Genomic DNA, 21,095 nt, shown 5'->3' with positions numbered 1-21,095 from the left:
TATTCAATGTAGATCATATGCGTCTTCTAATCAATTGTTATGCTGTATAGCTCTCAGAGTACATGCTCATGTGCTCTGATTGATAATTGAATGTCCCTCGTTGGTCAGCGATTTTGGCAGGGGAGGTACACCCGGTCCCATTCCGAACCCGGAAGTTAAGCCCCCTAGCGCCGATGGTACTGCGGAGTTAGTCCGTGGGAGAGCAGGACGTCGCTGACCAACGAGGGACATTTGTATATCGCGTGTCTCTGGTTGGATGTGTGTGAGACATCTGGTTTCTGTTTGTGGGATAAGCTGCTTGAGAACTTTTAGTTGGTATAAATCAACCTTCGAACTTTCTTCGTTCACCATAATTTGCACTATTAAGAGATTCATAATTACTTATTGAACCTTGTCTTTAATAGGTAATTTCTTATAAGTTGTAAATAATCTCAATAATTTTTTCTGCGGCCCATGCTTTGGTCTAAGGGTTTTCTTAAATACGTTGCGCTTTTAATCCACCTTTATTTTATTATTATCTATTTTATTTGTATCAAAACACAAAGCGCATTTCTGTACCAACGCCAAGCTCGCTTTTTATATGAATAGTTGCCGAATGAATGTCGGCTATATGCTTTACGATCGCAAGACCTAATCCAGTTCCCCCTGTTTGGCGTGCATGCGACTTGTCAACACGATAAAAGCGCTCAAAGATACGCGCTTGTTCGGCTTCTGGAATGCCAATGCCTGTATCCTTTACCACGATTGTTGGTCTTGTATGTTCGATAACAACGCATACGCACACGCTACCAGACGTTTTGTTATACGTAAGCGCATTTTGTATTAAATTTTCAAGCATTTCACGCAACAGTGCATAGTTGCCCTGTACTCGCACCGAAGTGCCGCTACACGTTAAGGTTAATCCGCGTTGCTCCGCAATCGGCTGCAATGCTTGAGTTGTTTCGCGCGCTAACATAAGTAAATCCACGTCTTCAAACTTATGCTCAAATTCAGGGTGATCAAGCTCCGACAAGCGAATAGTGTCGCACACAAGCGACAGTAAACGGTGCGAATTTTCCCTAATTTGTGCAGCTACATGCACGGCTTCTTCTGCGTCAACCATCTTATTTTCGATAAGCTCGGCATAACCGCTGATAGCTGTAATGGGTGTTTTAAGCTCGTGCGTTACATTTGCCGTAAAATCTTGTCTGCTTTTTGCAGCAAGAAGGATTTTTTCGTGCTGCTCACGCATTGTTCGTATAAAAGGTTCTAGCTCTTTATACACAGGTGTGCTTGGTGGTAAGTCGTAATTTTTTGCAAGGACATCTAAATGCCCCAGCAAGTCCTTTGTAAGATGTCTGCCTACAAGCACACAAATGAGGAATACAACAAGGACAATTCCTCCAACAATGGGTAGCGTGGCAAAAAAGATGTCGGCAATGGTCTGCACATGCATGGAAAGGCGGACGATTGTTCCGTTGTCCAGCAAAACGGCATAATAATAGGTATCAAAATGCGATGATGCAGAGTGACGCGTACTTTCGCCTTGCCCTTTGTGCAGCGCGTCTTGAATCTCGGGGCGATCAAGATGGTTTGCCATTGAGTGCTCATCAACGTCGTTATCAAAAAGCACGCGACCATCTGCGCGAATCCACGTCATCCGTAAATTATTGTTATCAAGCGAGCCATACAAGCGCTGCACCGATGAGGCATCTTGTGTTTGTCTGAGCGCGTCATTAGTGCAAATGAGCTCTGCGTTAACGCGGATATCGTGCTTGATTTGCTCAAAAAATATACGATAAAACACACCTGTGAGTGCGCACGTGCACAAAATAAGCGCCAAGCACGAAATAATGGCCAAGTGCAGACTGATTTTCTTCTTCATAGCGCCGCTCCCATGCTGCATGCTTATCGTTTTAGAACGCAGATGAACATTCCTTGAAACTAAGTTGCTCCTACGCTGTATGGATATCGTCTGATTTAACGCAATACCCAACACCGCGAACCGTATGCACGTAGCACGACGCGTCCCCTAGCTTTTGTCGCAGTGTTTTAATATGCATATCAACTGTTCTACTTTCGCCCTCAAAATCAAAGCCCCACACTGCCTGCATAAGAACCTCGCGTGTAAACACCAGTCCTTCGTGTAACATAAGGTAGTGAAGTAAATCGTATTCCTTGTGCGTAAGATTAACAGGCGTATCGTGCACGCACACGTAATGGCGCGCGGGATCAAGCATAATTGCACCTACTCGGCACACAGAGTACTTATCGGCAGGCATTTGCGCAGGCGTTTGTGCTCGGCGCAAGAGCGCGCGAATGCGAGAGAGGAGCTCCATAACAGAAAACGGCTTGCGAATATAATCATCCGCGCCGTTATCAAGCCCGCGTATCATATCCATTTCGGTTGTTTTTGCCGTAATCATAATAATGGGGATGTGTGACCATTGGGCGTTGCTTCTTAGAGTACGTGTAATGGTATTACCGTCGGCGTCGGGCAGCATGATATCAAGCAAAATGAGCTGCGGCGTGCGTGTTTTAAGCGCAGCAAAAAAATCGGCGGCACACGAGAAGGCTTGCACGTCGTAGTTACTGTTTTTAAGAGCGATAATTTCAATTTCTTGAATACTCACATCGTCTTCAACAACATAGATACACTCCATCGGTACACTCCATGCTTGTATATCACCTTGCACTAACCAAACCGTCCCATAACATAATCTGCGCAGCGTTCATCATGAGGCTCATGAAACAGTTGGTACGTGCTATTAGTTTCTACCATCTCGCCCAAAAGAAAAAACGCCGTATAATCGGACACACGTGCCGCCTGCTGCATGTTGTGGGTAACAATAACAACAGTATAGTGCTCTTTGAGGCTTGCGATAAGCTCTTCAATTTTAGCAGTTGATATAGGGTCAAGGGCGCTTGTTGGTTCATCCATAAGCAACACTTCTGGCTCAACGGCAAGCGCTCGTGCAATACATAAGCGCTGTTGCTGGCCGCCTGATAAGCTGAGTGCCGAATCGTTGAGGTGGTCTTTTACCTCGTTATAGATGGCAGCGCGTTGTAAGCTGCGCGTAACAATTTCGTCTAAGCTGCTCTTTTTTGTAATACCGTGCACGCGCGGACCATATTCAACATTGTCGTAAATGCTCATCGGAAACGGATTCGGTTGCTGAAACACCATACCAACGCGTTTGCGCAAGCGAATTACGTTACTGTTTGGCGCGTATATGTCTTTACCATCAAGAAGGACGTTTCCGCTGATACGAGCCGAGGACAGCGTGTCGTTCATTCTGTTAAGACAGCGCAAAAACGTGCTTTTGCCACAGCCCGAAGGTCCAATAAGCGCAAGCACACTGTGATTGTAAATGTCGAGCGTAATGTTTTGCAGTGCATGCGTGGCTCCGTAGAACACATTTAGATGAGAAATGTGCATTTTGGTGGAGTGCTGCGCGGACGGCGTTGGAGCTGGCTGCACGCACAGCGCTAGCATTGGAGCTGCTTGCACGTGCGGCGCTGAGCTTTGGGCTCTTTGCACTCCCTCCTGTGCGTCTTGCGCGGTGGTTGGTTGCGTCTCTGTAAAGAATGTCATACGATCTGAACCTTTCTTAGGCTTGTTTTATGCTGGTAGAATGCTTATAGGCAGGTGGTACTATGAAGTTTGAAGAGTTCTAGAACTAGTGCGTGCTATAAGCGCGTGAGTTGCCACATTGATGAGCAGAGTGAACACAAGAAGAATGCAAGCAATGCCAAATGCTGTGGTAAAATCGCCCTGACTGGTAGCACTTAGATAAAGTTGAACAGTAAGAGTTCCACCCGATGTAAACAATTTTGAAAACAGCGCGTCTATACTTTGAGGCAACAGTTTTGCGCTTCCTGCAGTAAAGAGCAACGCTGCGGATTCGGCAACAATGCGGCCAAGCGCCAAAATAACGCCTGTTACTATAGAAGGTGCTGCCACGGGCAACAAAATGGTTCGGATAGTATGCCATTTACCTGCACCTAAGCCAAAAGCGCCAAGTTTATAGCCTTGGGGTACACACGTAAGTGCCTCTTGCGTGTTGCGCGTAATGAGCGGAAGCACCATTAACGCAAGCGTCAGAGCACCGCACAACAGACTATATCCAAGCCGAAGGACTTGTCCAAAAAACAGCATGCCAAATAGTCCAAAAATGATAGAAGGAATGCCAGCAAGAACATCGGTGGCAAAATCTATAACACGCACAAGTTTTTTGTTAGTTGCATATTCTTGCAGGTAAATGGCGCCTCCAACGCCAATCGGTATGGCGATGGCAAGTGTTGCCACCACAATGATGAGTGTATTGATAATATTTCCTGCAACGCCTATGGTGCCTTTTCGTAGTGACGTACTACACGTAAAAAACTCGAGGTTAAGGGCGGGCCACCCTTGGGCAAGTACGTACCCAATTATACCTACCAGTAGCAACACAATAAGAGCTGCTGATATATACACACATGTGTATACGGTGAAATCTGCAGTTGCAACAGCAATTTCATGTGGCAAGCGTGGTGCGCGCACGGCAGTGGACGCGCAGACGTTGGTAGACGCGCCCATGGTGTTGGACACCTGTGCCGCGCCAGAAGCGGGGATAGTGTTATTCTCCATAGCAATGCTTCTTTCGTTTTGTGAGGAGTACGATGCTATTTATGCAGATAATAAACACATACAGTACAACACCTACGGCAAACAACGCCTCTTTATGAAGCCCTTGCGCGTAGCTCATCTCGCTTACGAGCTGGGTTGTAAGCAGGCGCACCGAAGCGAACGGAAGAGGTAGGTTAACGCCACCACCAGCTACCATGCTAATTGCCATGGCTTCGCCCAGTGCTCGTCCAACGCCCAACACGATTGCGGCGAAAATACCTGATTTAGCTGCAGGAATAACAACTTTTACGATTGTTTGTATGCGCGTAGCGCCAAGCGCATACGACGAGGCACGAAGCGATGTGGGTACCGAACGAAGTGCCGACACGCTCATACCTATCATGGTTGGAAGTACCATAATTGCTAGTACGCATACGCACGCAAGCATGTTAGAGCCGCCGGAGTATTGATGTGCTGGATCATTGCTGTATATAGCAAGTTCAGCGTGGTATAGCAGGGGACACAGCACAACCATTCCCACCAGACCATATATTACGGAGGGGATTCCGGCTAACAGTTCTATAAAGCTACTTACGATTGCTGCAACACGCGCAGGCGCAAGCTCCGTTATGTAAATTGAAACAGCAATGCTTAACGGCAGGCCAATGCAAACACTTACCGCCGTTGCAAGAGCAGACGCAAGAATAATATAGTTTATACCGAATACAGGAGGGTTTGTTGTTGGGCTCCACTGTACGCCGCACAGCATATTACCAATACCGATATGCATAAGCGCAGGTAATCCACTTATTAAAATGTATACGCTTATCGAGGCGACCGCGAGCGCCGCGATACACGCGCAAGCTGCGCACACAGTTTGAGCGGCGCGCTCTTGTACACGCTGTTTTTGATGAAGAAGCATATGTCACCTTCTACTGTGCTGTTGCGTCTGCTGTATTTGACTTGGCTGGCATAACACCAGCACGTTGTATTATTTGTATGCCCTCGTCAGATTCTATATATGAAAACCATGCTTGTACCAATGCTGATTGTTCGGACACCGCTCCTTTAGTAGCCATAATAAATGGTCGTACAAGTGGATATTGCTGTGAGGCAATTGTGTCTGCCGTTGGAGCCACGCCATCAAGTACCAGCGCGTTAACCGAGTCAGAAAGAGCGTCTAATGAGATATAACCAATTGCGCCTGGCGTTGAGGCAACTTTTGCAAGTACGGCTCCTGTTGAATCGAGCTCTTGAGCATACACGCAGCTATTTTTAACATCAACAAGCTCTTCAAATGCACTACGCGTACCCGAGGCATTCTCACGGCCGATGACAACGATAGCAGCGTCTGCGCCGCCTACATCACTCCAAGAAGTAATCGAGCGGGTAAAAATTTGTTTGAGCTGGCTTTTTGTAATGCTCGTGCAGGTATTTGCTTTGTTAACGATAACGGCGATACCGTCGAGTGCAACTACGTTCCCAACGATACCCGATGATTTTTCGGCTTGAGAAAGCTCTCGAGAGCTATTAGCAATGTTGCACAAGCCCGACGTAAGCGACTCTATGCCAGCACTGGAGCCCGTGTATTCAACCGAAACACGCACGTTAGGATATGTTTCCATAAATCCTTCGCTAAGCGCTTCGCACATCTTTTCCATGGATGTGCTGCCCGCAAGCGAAATACTTCCCTGTAAATTTGAGCTAGAGGTATCCGCGGTTTTGTCATCTGTCTTTGCACAGCACGTTAATGCTAAGTTAGCAGCACTAGCCAATAGGCCGGCTCCCAAAATACATGCTTGGCGTCGAGTTATATAGTGTGTCATTCGTTCTCCTTTGTGTTGTTTTACGTTATGACTTTGAGCTGTACCGTACGTAGTGTTTGTACGATGCGCTTACATTCATGCTACTAAGTAGATGTAAAGTGCAGGAATTCATTAGGTAAAATTTGGGTAAAGTTATGCAAGGCGCGCGCCAGCCTTTGATGTAATGGACGCGCGGCTATGTGTGGTGTTTTAGTTTGAAGGATAAGCTTGTGAGCAATGTGCACTCTGTGAGCAAAACTGCCCTGAAATCCATGTAATTTGCCGTCAGATGAGGCCCTGGCGACCCCATTTACAAAAAACTTTGAGAAAAATTCGAAAAATACCCCGTTTGACACGAGTTCTGAAGCCAAAAATTGCCCTTCGCGGCGGTTTTAAGACGTTCTCAAAACTTGCTCAATGCGCCTACCTGGTCAAATGAAAAACACATTTTTTGTTCCCATGGCTCTGCGCTACAAAAACTCGTGTCAAATAAGGTTTTTTTCGAATATTAAGCGTAATGTTCTGTAAAGCTGGTTCGAAACTCCGCCGCGGCGCCTAGATGGCGCAGAATCATACTGCGCGCAACACCGAGCTGCACACGACACCGAGCTGCGCGTGCGCTAAGCCATTCCCACAATCAAATTATTCCTGATGCTCGCTATATTTTTTACGGAACTCGTCAAATTGCGCTTGGGCAAGGAGATCCTTTACATGAGCATGGCTTTTTTCGTACATCGTTTGGCCATTTGTGATGAACTTTTGATATCCATGCTCGGCATGCTTAAGGAAAAGATACGCTGCCTCAACGCTCGTTAAAATTATGTGGCGTGAAAAGAGAGTTGAGTGTACAGCACGGCATGAATAGTGGTCACGCGTTTTAGCGCTGGGAGAGAGTTGCCGTTAAAAGGCTTACGATTTGCTTGATAATATGCCATATTATAGTTATTCCAATTGTTCCTTATAATCTCTTCTTATGTAAGCGACTGTAAAATAAGGTATTGTCTGTAAAGGTCCATCTATCGAACAGCTCTCATCTTTAATTGTTTGTCCATAACGGTACGTTCGGGATAAACTCAAAAATGGAAAACCAATTATTAAATTCTTGTCAATAGATTTAAGAAAATAGTATAAAATAATAGCAATATAATCACATAAGATAAGACTTCAATCTTGTCTGACGAAAGGAGGTTCAATTATGAGCCGCACTCATCGCTTAGGGCTTTTTATCGTTGTGGGTATAGCCCTTTCTTTATTTATCCCTACTATTCCTGTTCAAGCTTCAAGCGTAACAGAACATGAGTTAATAAATGAGATTGTACGCACTAATCCAGGTACTACTGAGCACATGGTTATTGAATCTGCCGATAAAATAGCTGAAAGAACAGGTAAAACAAGAGAAGAAACATTGCAAGATATCGTTAAGGAAATTCGTCAAAATGCTCGCTATCGTGACGAGACTCTTGCCGAGATTCGTTTATTACAAACAAAAAGCAATGCTAATAATGAATCAGTTCAACTGCCAACTTCTTATAACAAAGGTGATATGTTTCTTACTCCTGCTTCTACACTAGGAGTAGAACATGGACATATCGGGATTTATGGGGGCTATAATTGGATTGTAGAAGCCCAAGGGCCAGGTAAACTCAGCAGATGGGCTTGGAATTGTGAGGTAGTGGTTCAAAAAGGCACGGTTCTTATGGAGACTACTTGTACACAGGATCAGCAGAATGCAGCAGCCGATTATGCGTATTTCAATTTAGTCGATCGTCCATATAATCTCTATTTTTGGGACAACAAGAATTTAGATTCATATGACCTCAATTGTTCACAACTTGTCTGGATTGCATATATGAAGGGCGCTGGCGTTGATCTTGATGGAAATGGTGGCTCGGGAGTTTTTCCCTACGATATTAAGGAATCAACGTATACAAAGGTTAATTGGGTTGTTGAAACAGCGCCCGATAGTTGTAAAAGAAAAGATCCCTACCAATAATTAAACAATTGTCCAACTATACACAAATGAGGAACGCTATGAAACGTCGAATTTTAGCAGTCATTGCTTGTGTGGTGGTTTGCAGCGCATTGTTTGCTCTCTACTATTTCTTTAAGCCAGCTCCCACTATAAGCGCTCGAGATTTTACTACAAAAGATCAAGCGCTTGCCATACGCCTAACTAGTGTTTATATTGCTGGTGATACAAGCCTCATTCCAAAAACTGGATATACGGTGCTTGCTGATCCTTCTGGTAATATCCGCGCGTTTCAATGTGGCAAGATGGATTCTGCAAAACTCGTCTGGACACATGCTGGTGTCTTTTATGGTGGCCCTGATCAGGAATTCTTTACCAATGAAGAAGGTACAAAAGTTCTTTCTCGCGACATCAAGCTGGCAATAGAATATGCTCGTTATCCACGTAATAACGTGCAAGGGTTTATGGCATTCTATGGAGCGGGAGGATCTCCCGATGGCTATAAACAACCTGTTATTTTAGGGGATTCAGAAAAAACCGAAATCATTGATGTCCGTGGCGGATATATGAGCATGGGAGCGTGTGATGATACGCTTTATGCTATAACGCAAACTATACACGCGCCCAATCTTTTTGATCAAGCCAAAGAGGTCTATCAAAAGCATTCAGGTGTATCAGATGAAGAGCTTGCACAGATAGAAAACTTCGACGTTTTAGTTCAGGCGTATCCAGCAAATCATCCTCAAAACCCGCAGGTGCTTGAAAGTATTCCTTACCGTAGGGGCGTTGTGCATGCAGAAACATGTTATCAGCGCTTAAATGACTGCATCTATCTTTTAAGTTTTAAACTTGATTATCCCGATGGTGAGCCAGGTGACGGCAAGGATCATCGTGCAGGGCATGGCGTGTTAGAAGAGTGGAACCTCAAAGATCACACGTATCGTATTATTGATGTAGTAGATGAAAAAGGCAATTTTGTTGGTTCTAATATGGGAGTTTGCAGAGCCAGAGGCGTTATACAGGGCACCAGCTGCTATTATCTTACGAGTGGTAAGGTGTTTTCAATTGACCTGACAACAGGAGCTGCCAAACAGCTCTATGAGTTCGAAGATCTCCCTGACGGAAAAGACTATGTTAAGTTTGAAATAACACCGTCTGCAGTATATTGCCTTATCAGAGGGAAGGACAAAGATGATCCTCTTGAGTTCTCTCGTTATGTATTTAAGACCGGCACATACGAACATCTATTTGATGTAAGTAGCTTAGCTGAATATCGCAAAAATAATGTAGGCATTAGTGATATTGCCATAAATCCCGCTTGGGAGGAATCGCTGAATAGCGAATAAGCTCTAAACTGATGGGTGCCTTTGTGCGTATAGTGAAGCAAGCGTGCATAGTAAAGTATTACACATAGTGTGGGGCGATACTTATAGAAGGTGGCTTTCTCGCAATGAGGGAGCCATCTTACTTTTTGCTTGCTTATTATGAGGTGGCTTAACAGTATTTAAGCAAACGCCTAGCTACGCAGACCTTTTCAGCCTGTAAATGACCATTCCACTTAACGTGGGTTTTTGGTATGCTGAATATATTCTGCCAGCTAAAACTCACTAGTTACAAGACTTACTAGTTACGATAATACTTGTTAAGGAGGCTAGTATGAAGAAATCTGTGTATCAAGCTATACGATTATTCCTTTTTTCATTATTATTACCTCTTTTAGGACTAATCCTTAACTCACTTAGATTGTTTAACCCAGAAATTGCTTATGACTCACCTGTTTTATTAGTTTTCATAGCTCACGTATTTGGTTTAACAAGACTTGTACTTTACTCAATCGTTGTCAATCAAAAAACACTCGAAAACTTAGGAGTTTGTAAAACCATCGTTATCGCGCTCATCGCACCTGCTATTGATTTATTGATATTACAAGAGTCTCCTCGGCAATTGGGTAATAGCTGGACTTGCACATACATTACATTTTTTGTTACTCTTGAATGTATTCCAACTATAATTCCAATCATTGTTAAAGAGTTTTTACGAAGAAGAAAACAAAAGCGCAAAGCTTAAATGTGCTTGGCATTAGGCTCATGGTACTAACACAGCGCCCCTCACATGGGTTGCATTACGCGATTTTCTATAGTATTTATTGAGAATAAGAAATCTTATATATTTCTGGACACCACGTTTCCATTGTCATCTTACTTTGCTGGCTTAATTTAAATTTCTTATTGAATTGATAGAACGGGTGGGAAAGCTACACTTCCATCAAAACCCTCTCTTTGAAGTCCATTGTTTCAACTATGATAGCTTTCTCGAGGGTCAAGCTCTCGAGTGTGAGCTGGCTTCGCAGCATAATTTACCAACTATTCTCCGCTGTCACCCAACGAGCGAGGAAAATTATAAGCGTCTTGCGCATGATTTGTCTTTGCACGGTTATAAACTCATAACAGACGCGCTCACAGCCTTTTCTTGCACATGGGACTACAGGGTAGTGCATAACCCCCGCTTATCAAAATACCTGCTTGATAAAACTAATGTCGGTGCGCTGTTTGGCTCATGCGGTGGTGATTACGAACCGGCAACTGTGTATGTCATTCGAGATGACGATGGGTCGTTATTTAATTTTGAGGGAGAATATTTCCTCATTGGTGAACAGTTTTTCAGTACGTACAAGCAGCGTGTAAACGATTTCATACAAGAAAAGGGCAATACGTTTACGGGAGAAGCATTCTTTGAATTATATGCTCCGCGCGTCTGTTATGAGGGCCGTCCTGTGGTGTATCGCGTGTTTTATTATTACGGGGAGCCCTTTTTTCAATCCTCGCTCGCGCCAATCCGCGAGCGTGAAAATGATAATAACGAAGATAGAACAGAGCCTGCGCGGAAAGTGCCAACGCCGCCTCAGCAAATGGTAGATGCCTTTAGAAATATAGGGCATAACACATTTTACGCGTGTGATTTCACTCTTATAGCTGGTGGAGGGTGGGTGTGTACCAGAATCTTTGACGGGCAAATGTCTCAAGTATTTAGGCGTCATCACTTAAAAGAGTTTTATGCAGCATTTTCTCAGGTGATTGCTGCTGGACCAAAAATTCCTGCGTGGATTTGGTGCCTAACTGCAACGGTGCGAGCTGAAAATGTTATAGGAGAAGACAAACGGCTTGTCCATGGCACACGACATTTTCGACCTGGTACAAAAGTATTTCTTCATCCACCCAACTGGGATGATCGAGTGGCAGCAATTGGTATTCCTCGATATACTGACAAATATGTCCGCGTTGTTATGAGCACTCATAAACTGGAAAATTTCTCGTTAGAAAAAGTTTCTAATCCCGAATTGGTAGCGGCTCTCCAGCATCCCTATGGTAGTTGGCCGTTTGTTCGTATGGCACAAACTTATGTGGGGCGCGGCGTTTGGGACCAAAGCGATGAATGTAAGCAAAGAATTGAACATACGATAGCGTATCTTACGGAGTCAACAAGCTAGTTTTGTAACTTATGTCGTTGTCCTCAATACAGACTGAACCAGCGGGTGAAGCGGCTGATAAGGTAGAATAGGGATACTTATTCCAGAGGAGAAATATCATGCAATACAAACCTTTAGTAAAATACTTTGATTGCATGGCGGATGGTCGGACTCAAATGGCAGAGGAGTATACTATCGTGTCCGCCGCTAAAGGGAATAGTCTACAGTTAGTACCCCTATTAGCTGTGTTGGTAGGTCTAGGAATACTAGTTTATCGCTTCTGGTGGAACACCTCTGCTCTGTATACCCCATTCTACGCTCCCATGGCGTGTGGGATTGTTGCTGCGTTGATCCAGTTATTGGCTGCCATAATAAACTAACTGAAGAAGAAAAGACTCTTTTTGAGGAGAAAAAAAGACTTGCAAAGTGTAGAAACATGAGTCATTTCATCCGCAAATGCGTTTTGGAAAAGGAAATTTATCAAGTGGATTTAGAGCCTTTCAGAAATTTACAAGGCTTACTTTCCAACGCAACAAACAACATCAATCAGATTGCAAAGTGAGTAATCTCTACCGGCATAATCTATAAAGACGGTATAAACGATATAAAAACAGATTGAACATTTCTCAAAAGAGTTGTGGCAAATTCATTCACTACTTCTGAAAAGAACATCTGAAACGGGAGGTGAATAATAATGGCTATTACAAAAATACACCCTATAAAATCAACCCTTCATCTTGACATTACTTATATTGTTAATGGAGATAAAACAGATGATTAGCTTTTAGCCAGCACTCATAAATGCCACGAATCAACTTCCCACACTCAGTTTTTAAGGACAAGAGAGGGGGAGGGAACTAAGGAAACTGTCCTTGCAAGACGTCTAATTCAATCTTTTTTACCGGGAGAAACAAGCCCTGAAATGGCTCACTAGATTGGTATAAAGCTGTATAAGAATATGTTTAAAGACGAGTACGAATTTGTCTTATCTACTCACGTAGATAAGGGGCATATCCACAATCACATCATCTTCAACAATGTAAATATGGTAACGGGTAGATGCCACCAGTCTAATAAGAAAAGCTGTCATCAAATCAGGTATCAAAGCGACAAGCTATGCAAAGAAAACAACCTATCTGTCATTGATGGGTTTTACGAAAGTTACAAGAAGAAATATAAGACTAACGGTAAATCTTGGTATGAGAATAAACAGACAAAGCGTGGTACTTCTTAGAAAAGCAGGCCGCAATTTGATATTGACTGAATGGTAAAACAGTTTAAGGATTGGGATAATTTTTTAAAGAAAATAGCTGATCTTGGCTATGAAATTAAGTATGGCAAACACATTGCTTTTAAGCCAAAAGATAAGACGAGATTTACAAGTGCTAAAACAATCGGAGAAGATTATACTGAAGAAAGGTTAAAGGAACGCATTGCAGAAATATCGTCTATTAAAACCCCTGCTGTCAAAAAACGCATTGGCAATGTTATTGATATGAACACCAATGTGAGAGTAAAAGAAAGCAAAGGCTATGAATATTGAGCAACCAAACATAACCTTAATATAATGGCTGAGTCTGTTGTCTTTCTCAGAGAACAAGGTATTAAATCCGTTAAGCAACTTGATGAGTACATCCAAAAAGCAGCCGATGAAAGGCAAAATATACAAGAGAAAATCAAGGCTATTGATAAGGAAATGCAGAAGCTTTCTGCTACTATGGAACGAGTTCATACTGTTAAAAAGTATCGAGCCTACTACAAAGAATATAAAGCAGATCCTTCTAATAAGGCATTTTTTGAGGAGCATAAGGCTGAAATCACACGCTACGAAAAAGCTCTTACAAAACTAAAAAGTCCTATTCAAGTCGCCTAATTCAAAGGATATTTAGATAAACTTGATAAATTGCAAGAAAAAAATACCATTATGTAAGAGTATTCTTCTGCAAAATCTACTATGGACGAGCTTTATAAGATACGAAAAAATTACGGAATATATATATGGGTAAGGAGATGGAGAGATAGCCATCTCCTAATAACCCCTGCTGTATCAAGCATCATTCATACATTGTAAAAGCTCATAATTTTGAACATACATCTCACTATTTAGTAAACTATATTTTTCATTTTCTAAAACTTTTATATTTATATTCGAATTGATGCTATAGTCTTTTTCTGAAAATCCTATTGCCGAAACAATTAACTGACTAAATTGATCTGATGATTCCATAATATACTCGACCAATGCCTGCTTCTTCTCCTGGTCTGTTTCCGCATTATTGGGACTATCAAACACCATTGGAAATGTTGTTCCGTCAGGATTAAATTTCTGTTTTAAATCATTGAGTGTTAGATACCATATAACAGTTGATAATGGTTTATTGCTTCCACTTGCACAAAAATTTTTAGATAGTCGCTCATAGCTGTCACTTTCCAACTCATTTAAATTGAATCTTATCTTTAGTTTGTCAATCAAATAATAGTAATTTTCATCAACAGATTTGATTTTATCGTTAACACTTTTAAATTCCTTCTTTAGTGGCTTCAAATCCTCCTTTGTACTGTCTATAATTCTGTGATTAATCGCCAGATCATTATTAATCTCATCGATTAGTTTATTTAATCCTCTAAACTTGATATAATCCTTGATTTCCCTTTTGTTTTTACAAATCTTTTTATCATGTTCCTCCAAAACCAAAGCCAAGTTTGAATATACGCCTTCATTTTTCAGTATTTCGTCTTCAATATGGGCATTTTCTGTTTTTATTGCATCTTTCAGACTAAGAGCATTGTCAATATGATTATACCTCTTACTCCTTAATTCCAAAGTTGAATCTAAAACAGAATGACATTCAGGACAAACTTTTGACTTTAAAATGGTTTTTATTTCCTTTTCTTCTCTTGTCTCAAATTTAGCTATTTGAGACAAAGTGATATTCTGTTCAACTAATTGATTTCTCAAGTCAACAAGCTTATTTCTTACCGAATTCATTTCATTAATCAGCGATGAATATTTTTTAGTTTCTATATTAAGTTCATTTTCTAAGGAGCTACTTGTTTCCGGACATGAAAAACCATCCAAAATTGAATTGGTTCTGTCTTTCATTTTAATTAGTTCTTCAATTTCTTCTTTCTTGCTTTTAATTTCAAGTTCCAATTTATCTTTGGATTTCACAAGTTCGAAATATTCTTTATTATAAATACCCAGATGTGAGTAAATGACATTAAGCTTAAAATTACTAAACTGAGCAAGGCTTTTAAACGAATTGAATTTTGTACCTATGTATTCGTCTTGATCTAAAAAATTCAGCAAAAAACTATATGCAGGTGGTGCTATTACTAATTGATTTGTATTTTTTTGCGGCAACCATATAGAAAAATTAAATAAATTGTCAAAAAAATATGCCAACTCACTTCTGTGAATAGTAGTAAAAATAAGATTACCTTTTAAATTAAATATTTTAAATAATTTTTGAGATCTATAAATCGAAAAACCTTTATTATCCACCTTAAAAAATAATATATAAACCTTATCTTTTTCTCCCCACTTCGAGTCAAAGTGAGAATCTGCACCCAAGGCATGGTATAAGCTTCTTAATAAAACTGATTTCCCTCTATCTGTTCCGTCTATACCACTTGATGTAATAATATTAACTCCTTTTTTAAAATCTGTCGAATAAGCCTCTTTTTTTACAACATCAAATATATATATTTTGTCAAATATAACATTCATTATAAGATTCCTCCTGAAGCATACATATAATAAATCATTATGTATTGAACTGATTTCATATCATTAGTAAATTCCACATCAAAATCGTCATTAAATAATTTTGATATTTCTTTTAAATAATTTTCAATATCATCTAATGAATCCTCATGTTTTGCAATAAAATCATAGATTTTTATTTTTATTACTCGTAAAGACTCACTTTGCTGTATTTCAAGTATATTACCAAGAGCGGTATTATATCTTCTTCGCTTAGCAAATGGCAGATTGTTTATATACTCCTGTGTTTCATTGATTCCATTTTTAGATTCTTTTTTATGTGCATTTAACATTTTATCAAATTCACTTCTCGTAATGCCTTTATTTTTTACAACATCTGCATAAGTACCTAAATCAAATTCATAAGAAGCTTTTTCTTTAACAGAATCAACGACCAGTCTATATAATGCATTCGGATTTTGAGGTTCTTCCCCTTTAATATCCACAAAAGACTTTACTAATTTCCCTCTAATAGAATCCTCTGGATTTAATAAATCCATGTTATCAAATATATAAAATACATTATCTAAGCACACCGTGTTTAATTTTAATTCTGCACACAACTTTTCTCTAACATCATCAAGTACATCTTGATCTAAATCTGCAAAACATTGCTCGGGAAAATCAATTTCCTTATTTTTGATTTTAAGTTGTTTATTGCACACAATTGCTAATTTTATATTGTAGTTTGGTGAGTATAAAGCATATAATTTCCCTAAAATAGAGTTGTTCTCATTCTTGTCTTTCTTACATAAATTATTCGAATTATAATTACCACTTTTTTTCGTCTTAATTTGGTAAAAATCCAATTCATCATCTTTATGTAACTCAATATCACATTTAAAATCAAAAATTATCGTATACTCATTATTCGCTTTATGCTCATCTATTATCTTACTAATTCCCCATAGTAATTCTAATCTAAAGCGATTTTTAGCAATGCTTCCAGATAAATCTTTTGGCAAGTTCATATAGTACTTTTCTCTATCCATAATTAACCTCCTTTCAAAATCTATTTATCAATTCTTATACACTCTACTATTTCCTCAATATCGCAATCCAAAGCATTGCAAATTCTAAGCAAAACATCCGTAGTTACATTCTGTCCATTTTTCATTTTATAGAATGTACTTTTGCTGACTTTTGCTTTTTTCATAAGTTCATTATTTGTCATATCTAAATCAATCATTTTTTTGAACAATCTTTTATAACTGAAAATTTTCATTCTATTCCTCCGCTCAATAAAACTTTCTTTATTTTATTATATCATAAAATATCCTTATCGAATAAATATATTCTCTTTATTCGAACTTTTGCAAAATAAAAAAAGAGCCGGTGCAGTCCTAAGACCACACCGACCATAAATTGATCTCTCAGCTTCTTTTGATGCGTCTTTCTTTTCTTTAGGCTTCTCCTTATCTTCAGCCTGATATTTTTTGATAGCTCCAAGCACAGACTCTTTCTTTTCATCTCGACCTTTCATCTGTTCTTTTGCCTTTAAGAGCTTTGAAGAAAGTATCCTGATGTTAGTATGTTCCTTGCCATTATCGTCAACGGAAGTTCTGATCTGTCCAAAGAGTTTTACAAAATCTCCTGCTTAAAGTCCTTTGGAATATCACTCTTTTCTCCATAAGCGGAGCAGTTGTGATATACCTTATTTCCCGCATCATCTTTAGATACAACAGAGAAATTCGCTATCTTTAAGGCTTCTCCGTTCTTATTTTCCCTTTCAACTACATTGACCTCTCCAACGATATTTCCGACAATATTGATGAGATTATTCTTTTCTTCCTGAACATAAGGTAAGTCTTTTATCTGTCCCTGTTCCCTTAAATCCTCGATCATATAGTCAAATTTCTCATGCAGCAAATTAACGGTGTCATTGTCCATATAAGTCTCATAGAGCTTATCCAAAGCACTTTCATCGTTGATACCTTTTTCCATGCTGATAACCGTCTTAACAAAGTCCTTGTGATTATCACTTACCATATCTTCTATCTGATTTCTCATTGTTTTGTAATCCATGTTTTATCTCCTTTCATGATAAAAGGGAGGTTTCCCTCCTTTATCTTACATATTCCTGTTCTTTTGCAGTTTGTTTTTCTTCTGTTTTACTTTCTTCCTGATAGGCTTTTATCTGTCCTAAGATAGAGGGTTTATCACCCATTTTCTGTGCGGCTTCCTCTTTGGTATGCAAATTATCTTCAACATCATAGGTTGACTCAAAATAATCGCTGTCCTTAAAGTCATTGTCATATCTGTCAGCAATTCCATCATTATCAAGGTCTTTAGAAAGTGGATCATAGAAGTTACCTTCATCATCAATTTCAGGTCCCATTGCTTGCTTTAATTCCTCTTCGGCATTTTCAAGTTGTTCTTTTATGCCGATGAGTTTTTCTTCAAGCCTCTTTAATTGCTCAGGCATTTTCTCAAGAGCATTATCCAGTCTTATGATATTTCTGTCCGCATTTGTTCCAAGCTCTCTGGAATGCTTTGCAGCATCGTTTAAGCTGAAGTTATGCTCATTAGCAAAGAAGTTATAGCTGACCTCTAAATCCATATGTCGATACTGACCGATAACTTTGCTTTCATTAATTTTTACTTTAGAAATAGTTTCAAGCAGCTTTTCTCCAGCTAATTTCTTATCTAATATCTTCTCACCACCGATAGTAATGGAAGTAAACTTTTCCTCTCCTTCTGGTTTCGACTCAATCTCTGATATGTCTTTCTTGACAGCTTCAATGAGTTTTTCTGTTCTTGCGATTTCTTCCGGATAGTTTTTAGCAACCTTTTCCTCTAATCTGTAACGGTTGGACTTATAGTTTGCTTGAAGCATTTTAAGTTTTGTAACTTCATTATCCAAATCCACCTTTTTCTTAATCTTCGGATTACCTGTGGTAAGTGCTTTAAGCTCTGCATAGTTTAGGGAGCTTTCATCCACATCTTCCGCAACTCTGACAGGTGTTTTACTGGTCATATTTGGGTTATAGGACAAAAAGTGTGTAAATGAGTTATTCTGTTGTATAGGGATAAGGATCGCTTGTTGTAGTTCTGACCACACCACAGCGTTTCCATATGGATTGAGAGAACTCCTAGTATGTTTACACTTTTTTGAGTGTACACTATGGATATTGGGTGCACTTTTTAACGATAGAAAAAGCTATCGTTAAAAGGTTTAAAATTGGCTTAATAGCTTGATTCTTGAGTGAAAAATATTACTAGTTTTCCTTATAACCTATAGCAACATTACCTGCTTTATCGATGCCTGGTACTTTAAGATCATCAGAGGCTGGCTTGTCTTTTAAATCAAATTTCCCAACCAAAAATAAAGCTTTAAGTCCTGGACCAGGTAAATTGAACGATGAGTCAACTAACTTGATACGCTTATCTCCAAGAGTGACTTTAGACAAATCATAATGAGAATCAAGAATATCCCGCGACACAAAGAGATACAACTCATCTTTATTCATATAGTTTTCTGGTATACGAAACTCTTCCTGAGACACCGCTACTGTTTCCCAATGATACGAAGCAAGCTCCGCCTTCTCCTCATCGGCAGCGCACCCAGCAAGAGAAAAGAGAGAACCTAGCAGCAAAAGTACAACAAGACAACTTTGAAAAATGTTTTACAAAAAATAGTTTTACTTCTCATAACACTACTAGCCTCCTTTTTTGTAACACCACTTTGTATCAAATACTTATAAAACAGATTATTCAGTAAACAAGATCTACCATCGCTTTGATTACCGTAATAATCTTTACATATATATATTATTTTTTTATTAATTTGTCTAGATAGTAATCACGCTTTATTTCCATAAACTTACGCCTCTCCCTATTTAGAATTATTTCCGTTTCAGAATTTAATCTAACTACATTAGGAGGGATAAGCCCATGTAATTCAACTCTATTTAGGAATAACTCCATAACGGACATATTTTGAAGTTGTATTTACAAAATGAATTTACACCACTTTTAGGGCTTGACCTAAGCTGAGATTCTCCATTCTTTGGTGTCCAAAAGAAATTTGCAAGCTCGATATTGATAAGCTGTTTTCAAAGTGATATATTTATAACACATGTTAGAAATATATCACCTTATAATTTTACCTTAGAAGGAGATTAATATGAAGAAAAAAGTATCAATACTAGAAATTGTAGCAACAAAAATTGTCATTGCCTTATTAGTTGCAGGTTACTATTGGATGTGGAGTAGATCCGATTGGGTGCCCGAATATCGCCAATATTCAGCTTGCTTCGGCGGATTCTTATCCCTTATATTGCTAGCTCATTATCTTAGGGTGCATAAGTACAAGAAAGAATGTTTTGACGAGTTGGCGATAAAAACGCTACACAAATGCGATGCAATATGCCTGAAAGTTCTAACTGTTTTAATGATAATCGTTGCGTATGCGGGAGGGATTTTAGGGCACGTCAATGCAATTTCAACTGCAATGATGGGCTGGCTAATCATCGGAAGCATTATCGCAATCGCAATGCTTCGTACCATGCTGTTCCTTATCTTGAATTCAAAAGGGGTATAGCTATGGCGTTAATGACAAAACTAAAAGATTACCGAGAAAAAGCAAACTATAAACAGTCAGAGTTGGCCGAAATGGTTAATGTCAGAAGAGAAACTATTGTTCATCTAGAAAACGGTAGGTATAACCCGTCTTTGAAATTGGCCATGGATATCGCAAAAATTTTCAAAGTAAAAGTAGAAGATTTATTTGAATTTACTGATGAGTAATCTATTGGGAAGTCTGTCTAAATTTTGAGTGCACACTATGGATATAGGGTGCATTTTTTAACGATAGAAAAAGCTATCGTTAAAAGGTTTAAGACTCGCTTGACAGCGCGTTACATTACAATTGTTCCAGTTGCGTAGCCTGATCTCTTCTCGCGTAAATAACCGCGAGTATTTGGACTTCTCTTTTATTCTCATCAACCCAAAAGTAAACGTAATAATTTTTTACGCGTATTTTTCTAAAACCAAGCTCACCCCACGGCTGCTCATCTATACACTTCACACGATAAGGCATTGTCTGTAAAGATGTCATTTCCGACTTCAACAGCTCGAGCATTCTTTTAGCTATTATCGGCCCTTTTAACTCCGTGGCGATATATTCTCGAATAATCGCAAGATGCTCTTTCGCCTGACGAGTAACTTTTACCTTATACTCATCCATTAAAGACCCTGCTCAAGCTCTTCAAAAACATCATCTATCGGATAACTATCGCCACGAACCGCCTGATCATAACCTTTAGACATCAAAGCATTAAATGTTTTCTCATCCATAGCGTCTCGCGCAGGGAGTGACTTTGGAATAGTAAGCGAAAACGGAATACCCTTATTAAGAATGATTTGACGATAAAACATGTCAATAGCAGTAGCTCTAGGAATTCCAATCGTTTCCAGAATCTGCTCAGCCTTCTGCTTAATATTTTCTTGTATTCTCACATTTACATTCGCTGTTTTAGTAACTGCCATATCAATCAACC

General features: G+C 39.7%; 25 protein-coding genes and 1 rRNA gene. 11 read left to right on the top strand and 15 right to left on the bottom strand.

Annotation, left to right across the window (positions count from 1 at the left end):
* Window positions 1-103: 103 nt before the first annotated feature.
* Window positions 104-219: ribosomal RNA gene (gene rrf / locus HMPREF0091_RS05770) — 5S ribosomal RNA — on the top strand.
* A gap of 313 nt (window positions 220-532) precedes the next feature.
* On the opposite strand, the gene HMPREF0091_RS05765 is transcribed toward rrf, so the two are convergent.
* The 6 genes from HMPREF0091_RS05765 to HMPREF0091_RS05740 all read right to left on the bottom strand — a co-directional run bounded on the left by HMPREF0091_RS05765 (window position 533) and on the right by HMPREF0091_RS05740 (window position 6,414).
* Window positions 533-1,864: a sensor histidine kinase gene (locus HMPREF0091_RS05765; RefSeq protein WP_010241704.1), complete on the bottom strand. Its 1,332-nt coding sequence runs from the start codon at window positions 1,862-1,864 to the stop codon at window positions 533-535.
* A 70-nt stretch (window positions 1,865-1,934) separates the two neighbouring features.
* On the bottom strand, window positions 1,935-2,642 hold the full coding sequence (locus HMPREF0091_RS05760; RefSeq protein WP_029575167.1) for a response regulator transcription factor: 708 nt from the start codon (window positions 2,640-2,642) through the stop codon (window positions 1,935-1,937).
* Window positions 2,643-2,674: 32 nt separating this feature from the next.
* Window positions 2,675-3,574 carry a phosphate ABC transporter ATP-binding protein PstB gene (gene pstB / locus HMPREF0091_RS05755; RefSeq protein ID WP_006303385.1) on the bottom strand — a complete coding sequence of 300 codons (900 nt, stop codon included), beginning with the start codon at window positions 3,572-3,574 and terminating at the stop codon, window positions 2,675-2,677.
* A gap of 60 nt (window positions 3,575-3,634) precedes the next feature.
* On the bottom strand, window positions 3,635-4,609 hold the full coding sequence (pstA, locus tag HMPREF0091_RS05750; RefSeq protein WP_006303384.1) for a phosphate ABC transporter permease PstA: 975 nt from the start codon (window positions 4,607-4,609) through the stop codon (window positions 3,635-3,637).
* Window positions 4,599-5,510 (bottom strand): phosphate ABC transporter permease subunit PstC, encoded by a 912-nt coding sequence (gene pstC, locus HMPREF0091_RS05745; RefSeq protein WP_006303383.1) that lies wholly within the window; start codon window positions 5,508-5,510, stop codon window positions 4,599-4,601. The genes pstA and pstC overlap by 11 nt, the downstream gene beginning before the upstream one ends.
* A gap of 10 nt (window positions 5,511-5,520) precedes the next feature.
* Window positions 5,521-6,414, bottom strand: coding sequence for a phosphate ABC transporter substrate-binding protein (locus HMPREF0091_RS05740; protein WP_006303382.1), 894 nt, complete (start codon window positions 6,412-6,414; stop codon window positions 5,521-5,523).
* A gap of 1,174 nt (window positions 6,415-7,588) precedes the next feature.
* On the opposite strand from HMPREF0091_RS05740, the gene HMPREF0091_RS05735 reads away from it, so the two are divergent.
* The 8 genes from HMPREF0091_RS05735 (at window position 7,589) to HMPREF0091_RS06370 (ending at window position 13,701) form a co-directional block, all read left to right on the top strand.
* Entirely contained in the window at window positions 7,589-8,386 is a 798-nt protein-coding gene (locus tag HMPREF0091_RS05735; RefSeq protein ID WP_006303379.1) for a hypothetical protein, read from the top strand.
* Window positions 8,387-8,424: 38 nt separating this feature from the next.
* A complete protein-coding gene (locus tag HMPREF0091_RS05730) occupies window positions 8,425-9,708 on the top strand; it encodes a hypothetical protein (protein ID WP_035434652.1) in 1,284 nt (427 codons plus the stop codon).
* Window positions 9,709-10,018: 310 nt separating this feature from the next.
* Window positions 10,019-10,429: a hypothetical protein gene (locus tag HMPREF0091_RS05725; RefSeq protein ID WP_006303377.1), complete on the top strand. Its 411-nt coding sequence runs from the start codon at window positions 10,019-10,021 to the stop codon at window positions 10,427-10,429.
* A 424-nt stretch (window positions 10,430-10,853) separates the two neighbouring features.
* Complete coding sequence (locus tag HMPREF0091_RS05720; protein ID WP_010241699.1) at window positions 10,854-11,849, top strand: hypothetical protein; 996 nt, start codon at window positions 10,854-10,856, stop codon at window positions 11,847-11,849.
* Window positions 11,850-12,264: 415 nt separating this feature from the next.
* The gene (locus HMPREF0091_RS06385; protein WP_006303374.1) at window positions 12,265-12,390 is read left to right on the top strand and encodes a hypothetical protein; all 126 of its coding nucleotides are present in this window, start codon (window positions 12,265-12,267) and stop codon (window positions 12,388-12,390) included.
* Between the two features lie 372 nt (window positions 12,391-12,762).
* Window positions 12,763-13,062 carry a relaxase/mobilization nuclease domain-containing protein gene (locus HMPREF0091_RS06380; RefSeq protein ID WP_438830560.1) on the top strand — a complete coding sequence of 100 codons (300 nt, stop codon included), beginning with the start codon at window positions 12,763-12,765 and terminating at the stop codon, window positions 13,060-13,062.
* Between the two features lie 30 nt (window positions 13,063-13,092).
* Window positions 13,093-13,371, top strand: a complete 279-nt coding sequence (locus HMPREF0091_RS06375) for a hypothetical protein (protein WP_006303372.1) — start codon at window positions 13,093-13,095, stop codon at window positions 13,369-13,371.
* A 24-nt stretch (window positions 13,372-13,395) separates the two neighbouring features.
* A complete protein-coding gene (locus tag HMPREF0091_RS06370) occupies window positions 13,396-13,701 on the top strand; it encodes a hypothetical protein (protein WP_006303371.1) in 306 nt (101 codons plus the stop codon).
* 174 nt (window positions 13,702-13,875) lie between these two features.
* Here HMPREF0091_RS06370 and HMPREF0091_RS05705 read toward each other — a convergent pair whose 3' ends face one another.
* From HMPREF0091_RS05705 to HMPREF0091_RS05675, 7 genes are all read right to left on the bottom strand, one after another.
* Window positions 13,876-15,558 carry a coiled-coil domain-containing protein gene (locus HMPREF0091_RS05705; RefSeq protein ID WP_006303370.1) on the bottom strand — a complete coding sequence of 561 codons (1,683 nt, stop codon included), beginning with the start codon at window positions 15,556-15,558 and terminating at the stop codon, window positions 13,876-13,878.
* Entirely contained in the window at window positions 15,558-16,586 is a 1,029-nt protein-coding gene (locus HMPREF0091_RS05700; RefSeq protein WP_006303369.1) for a DUF4297 domain-containing protein, read from the bottom strand. The genes HMPREF0091_RS05705 and HMPREF0091_RS05700 overlap by 1 nt, the downstream gene beginning before the upstream one ends.
* Before the next feature lie 20 nt (window positions 16,587-16,606).
* On the bottom strand, window positions 16,607-16,819 hold the full coding sequence (locus tag HMPREF0091_RS05695) for a helix-turn-helix domain-containing protein (RefSeq protein ID WP_006303368.1): 213 nt from the start codon (window positions 16,817-16,819) through the stop codon (window positions 16,607-16,609).
* 54 nt (window positions 16,820-16,873) lie between these two features.
* Entirely contained in the window at window positions 16,874-17,077 is a 204-nt protein-coding gene (locus HMPREF0091_RS06365; protein ID WP_006303367.1) for a hypothetical protein, read from the bottom strand.
* A gap of 98 nt (window positions 17,078-17,175) precedes the next feature.
* Window positions 17,176-17,619 carry a hypothetical protein gene (locus HMPREF0091_RS05685; protein ID WP_006303366.1) on the bottom strand — a complete coding sequence of 148 codons (444 nt, stop codon included), beginning with the start codon at window positions 17,617-17,619 and terminating at the stop codon, window positions 17,176-17,178.
* Window positions 17,620-17,659: 40 nt separating this feature from the next.
* Window positions 17,660-18,658: a V-type ATP synthase subunit I domain-containing protein gene (locus HMPREF0091_RS05680; RefSeq protein ID WP_232235990.1), complete on the bottom strand. Its 999-nt coding sequence runs from the start codon at window positions 18,656-18,658 to the stop codon at window positions 17,660-17,662.
* 154 nt (window positions 18,659-18,812) lie between these two features.
* Window positions 18,813-19,190 carry a hypothetical protein gene (locus tag HMPREF0091_RS05675; RefSeq protein WP_006303364.1) on the bottom strand — a complete coding sequence of 126 codons (378 nt, stop codon included), beginning with the start codon at window positions 19,188-19,190 and terminating at the stop codon, window positions 18,813-18,815.
* A 530-nt stretch (window positions 19,191-19,720) separates the two neighbouring features.
* Here HMPREF0091_RS05675 and HMPREF0091_RS05670 point away from each other — a divergent pair.
* Window positions 19,721-20,137 carry a hypothetical protein gene (locus tag HMPREF0091_RS05670; protein ID WP_006303362.1) on the top strand — a complete coding sequence of 139 codons (417 nt, stop codon included), beginning with the start codon at window positions 19,721-19,723 and terminating at the stop codon, window positions 20,135-20,137.
* Window positions 20,138-20,139: 2 nt separating this feature from the next.
* Window positions 20,140-20,343 (top strand): helix-turn-helix transcriptional regulator, encoded by a 204-nt coding sequence (locus HMPREF0091_RS05665; RefSeq protein WP_006303361.1) that lies wholly within the window; start codon window positions 20,140-20,142, stop codon window positions 20,341-20,343.
* Window positions 20,344-20,458: 115 nt separating this feature from the next.
* Here HMPREF0091_RS05665 and HMPREF0091_RS05660 read toward each other — a convergent pair whose 3' ends face one another.
* Together HMPREF0091_RS05660 and HMPREF0091_RS05655 are read right to left on the bottom strand one after the other, a co-directional pair.
* Window positions 20,459-20,782, bottom strand: coding sequence for a type II toxin-antitoxin system RelE/ParE family toxin (locus tag HMPREF0091_RS05660; protein WP_006303360.1), 324 nt, complete (start codon window positions 20,780-20,782; stop codon window positions 20,459-20,461).
* Complete coding sequence (locus HMPREF0091_RS05655) at window positions 20,782-21,084, bottom strand: type II toxin-antitoxin system RelB/DinJ family antitoxin (RefSeq protein ID WP_006303359.1); 303 nt, start codon at window positions 21,082-21,084, stop codon at window positions 20,782-20,784. Before HMPREF0091_RS05655 ends, HMPREF0091_RS05660 begins: the two co-directional genes overlap by 1 nt.
* Window positions 21,085-21,095: the final 11 nt, after the last annotated feature.

The sequence above is a fragment of the Fannyhessea vaginae DSM 15829 genome (genome assembly GCF_000159235.2).
GTDB classification, from domain to species: Bacteria; Actinomycetota; Coriobacteriia; order Coriobacteriales; family Atopobiaceae; genus Fannyhessea; species Fannyhessea vaginae.
The sequence above is the reverse complement of the archived record's forward strand: the minus strand, read 5'-3'. Positions and strand labels throughout refer to the sequence as shown.

What these genes read in the sequence shown, in the direction of transcription:
- HMPREF0091_RS05765 (WP_010241704.1), bottom strand. Translation starts at nt 1,864, where the DNA reads ATGAAGAAGAAAATCAGTCTGCACTTGGCCATTATTTCGTGCTTGGCG.
- HMPREF0091_RS05760 (WP_029575167.1), bottom strand. Translation starts at nt 2,642, where the DNA reads ATGGAGTGTATCTATGTTGTTGAAGACGATGTGAGTATTCAAGAAATT.
- pstB (WP_006303385.1), bottom strand. Translation starts at nt 3,574, where the DNA reads ATGACATTCTTTACAGAGACGCAACCAACCACCGCGCAAGACGCACAG.
- pstA (WP_006303384.1), bottom strand. Translation starts at nt 4,609, where the DNA reads ATGGAGAATAACACTATCCCCGCTTCTGGCGCGGCACAGGTGTCCAAC.
- pstC (WP_006303383.1), bottom strand. Translation starts at nt 5,510, where the DNA reads ATGCTTCTTCATCAAAAACAGCGTGTACAAGAGCGCGCCGCTCAAACT.
- HMPREF0091_RS05740 (WP_006303382.1), bottom strand. Translation starts at nt 6,414, where the DNA reads ATGACACACTATATAACTCGACGCCAAGCATGTATTTTGGGAGCCGGC.
- HMPREF0091_RS05735 (WP_006303379.1), top strand. Translation starts at nt 7,589, where the DNA reads ATGAGCCGCACTCATCGCTTAGGGCTTTTTATCGTTGTGGGTATAGCC.
- HMPREF0091_RS05730 (WP_035434652.1), top strand. Translation starts at nt 8,425, where the DNA reads ATGAAACGTCGAATTTTAGCAGTCATTGCTTGTGTGGTGGTTTGCAGC.
- HMPREF0091_RS05725 (WP_006303377.1), top strand. Translation starts at nt 10,019, where the DNA reads ATGAAGAAATCTGTGTATCAAGCTATACGATTATTCCTTTTTTCATTA.
- HMPREF0091_RS06385 (WP_006303374.1), top strand. Translation starts at nt 12,265, where the DNA reads ATGAGTCATTTCATCCGCAAATGCGTTTTGGAAAAGGAAATTTATCAA.
- HMPREF0091_RS06375 (WP_006303372.1), top strand. Translation starts at nt 13,093, where the DNA reads ATGGTAAAACAGTTTAAGGATTGGGATAATTTTTTAAAGAAAATAGCT.
- HMPREF0091_RS06370 (WP_006303371.1), top strand. Translation starts at nt 13,396, where the DNA reads ATGGCTGAGTCTGTTGTCTTTCTCAGAGAACAAGGTATTAAATCCGTT.
- HMPREF0091_RS05705 (WP_006303370.1), bottom strand. Translation starts at nt 15,558, where the DNA reads ATGAATGTTATATTTGACAAAATATATATATTTGATGTTGTAAAAAAA.
- HMPREF0091_RS05700 (WP_006303369.1), bottom strand. Translation starts at nt 16,586, where the DNA reads ATGGATAGAGAAAAGTACTATATGAACTTGCCAAAAGATTTATCTGGA.
- HMPREF0091_RS05695 (WP_006303368.1), bottom strand. Translation starts at nt 16,819, where the DNA reads ATGAAAATTTTCAGTTATAAAAGATTGTTCAAAAAAATGATTGATTTA.
- HMPREF0091_RS06365 (WP_006303367.1), bottom strand. Translation starts at nt 17,077, where the DNA reads ATGAAAGGTCGAGATGAAAAGAAAGAGTCTGTGCTTGGAGCTATCAAA.
- HMPREF0091_RS05685 (WP_006303366.1), bottom strand. Translation starts at nt 17,619, where the DNA reads ATGGATTACAAAACAATGAGAAATCAGATAGAAGATATGGTAAGTGAT.
- HMPREF0091_RS05670 (WP_006303362.1), top strand. Translation starts at nt 19,721, where the DNA reads ATGAAGAAAAAAGTATCAATACTAGAAATTGTAGCAACAAAAATTGTC.
- HMPREF0091_RS05665 (WP_006303361.1), top strand. Translation starts at nt 20,140, where the DNA reads ATGGCGTTAATGACAAAACTAAAAGATTACCGAGAAAAAGCAAACTAT.
- HMPREF0091_RS05660 (WP_006303360.1), bottom strand. Translation starts at nt 20,782, where the DNA reads ATGGATGAGTATAAGGTAAAAGTTACTCGTCAGGCGAAAGAGCATCTT.
- HMPREF0091_RS05655 (WP_006303359.1), bottom strand. Translation starts at nt 21,084, where the DNA reads ATGGCAGTTACTAAAACAGCGAATGTAAATGTGAGAATACAAGAAAAT.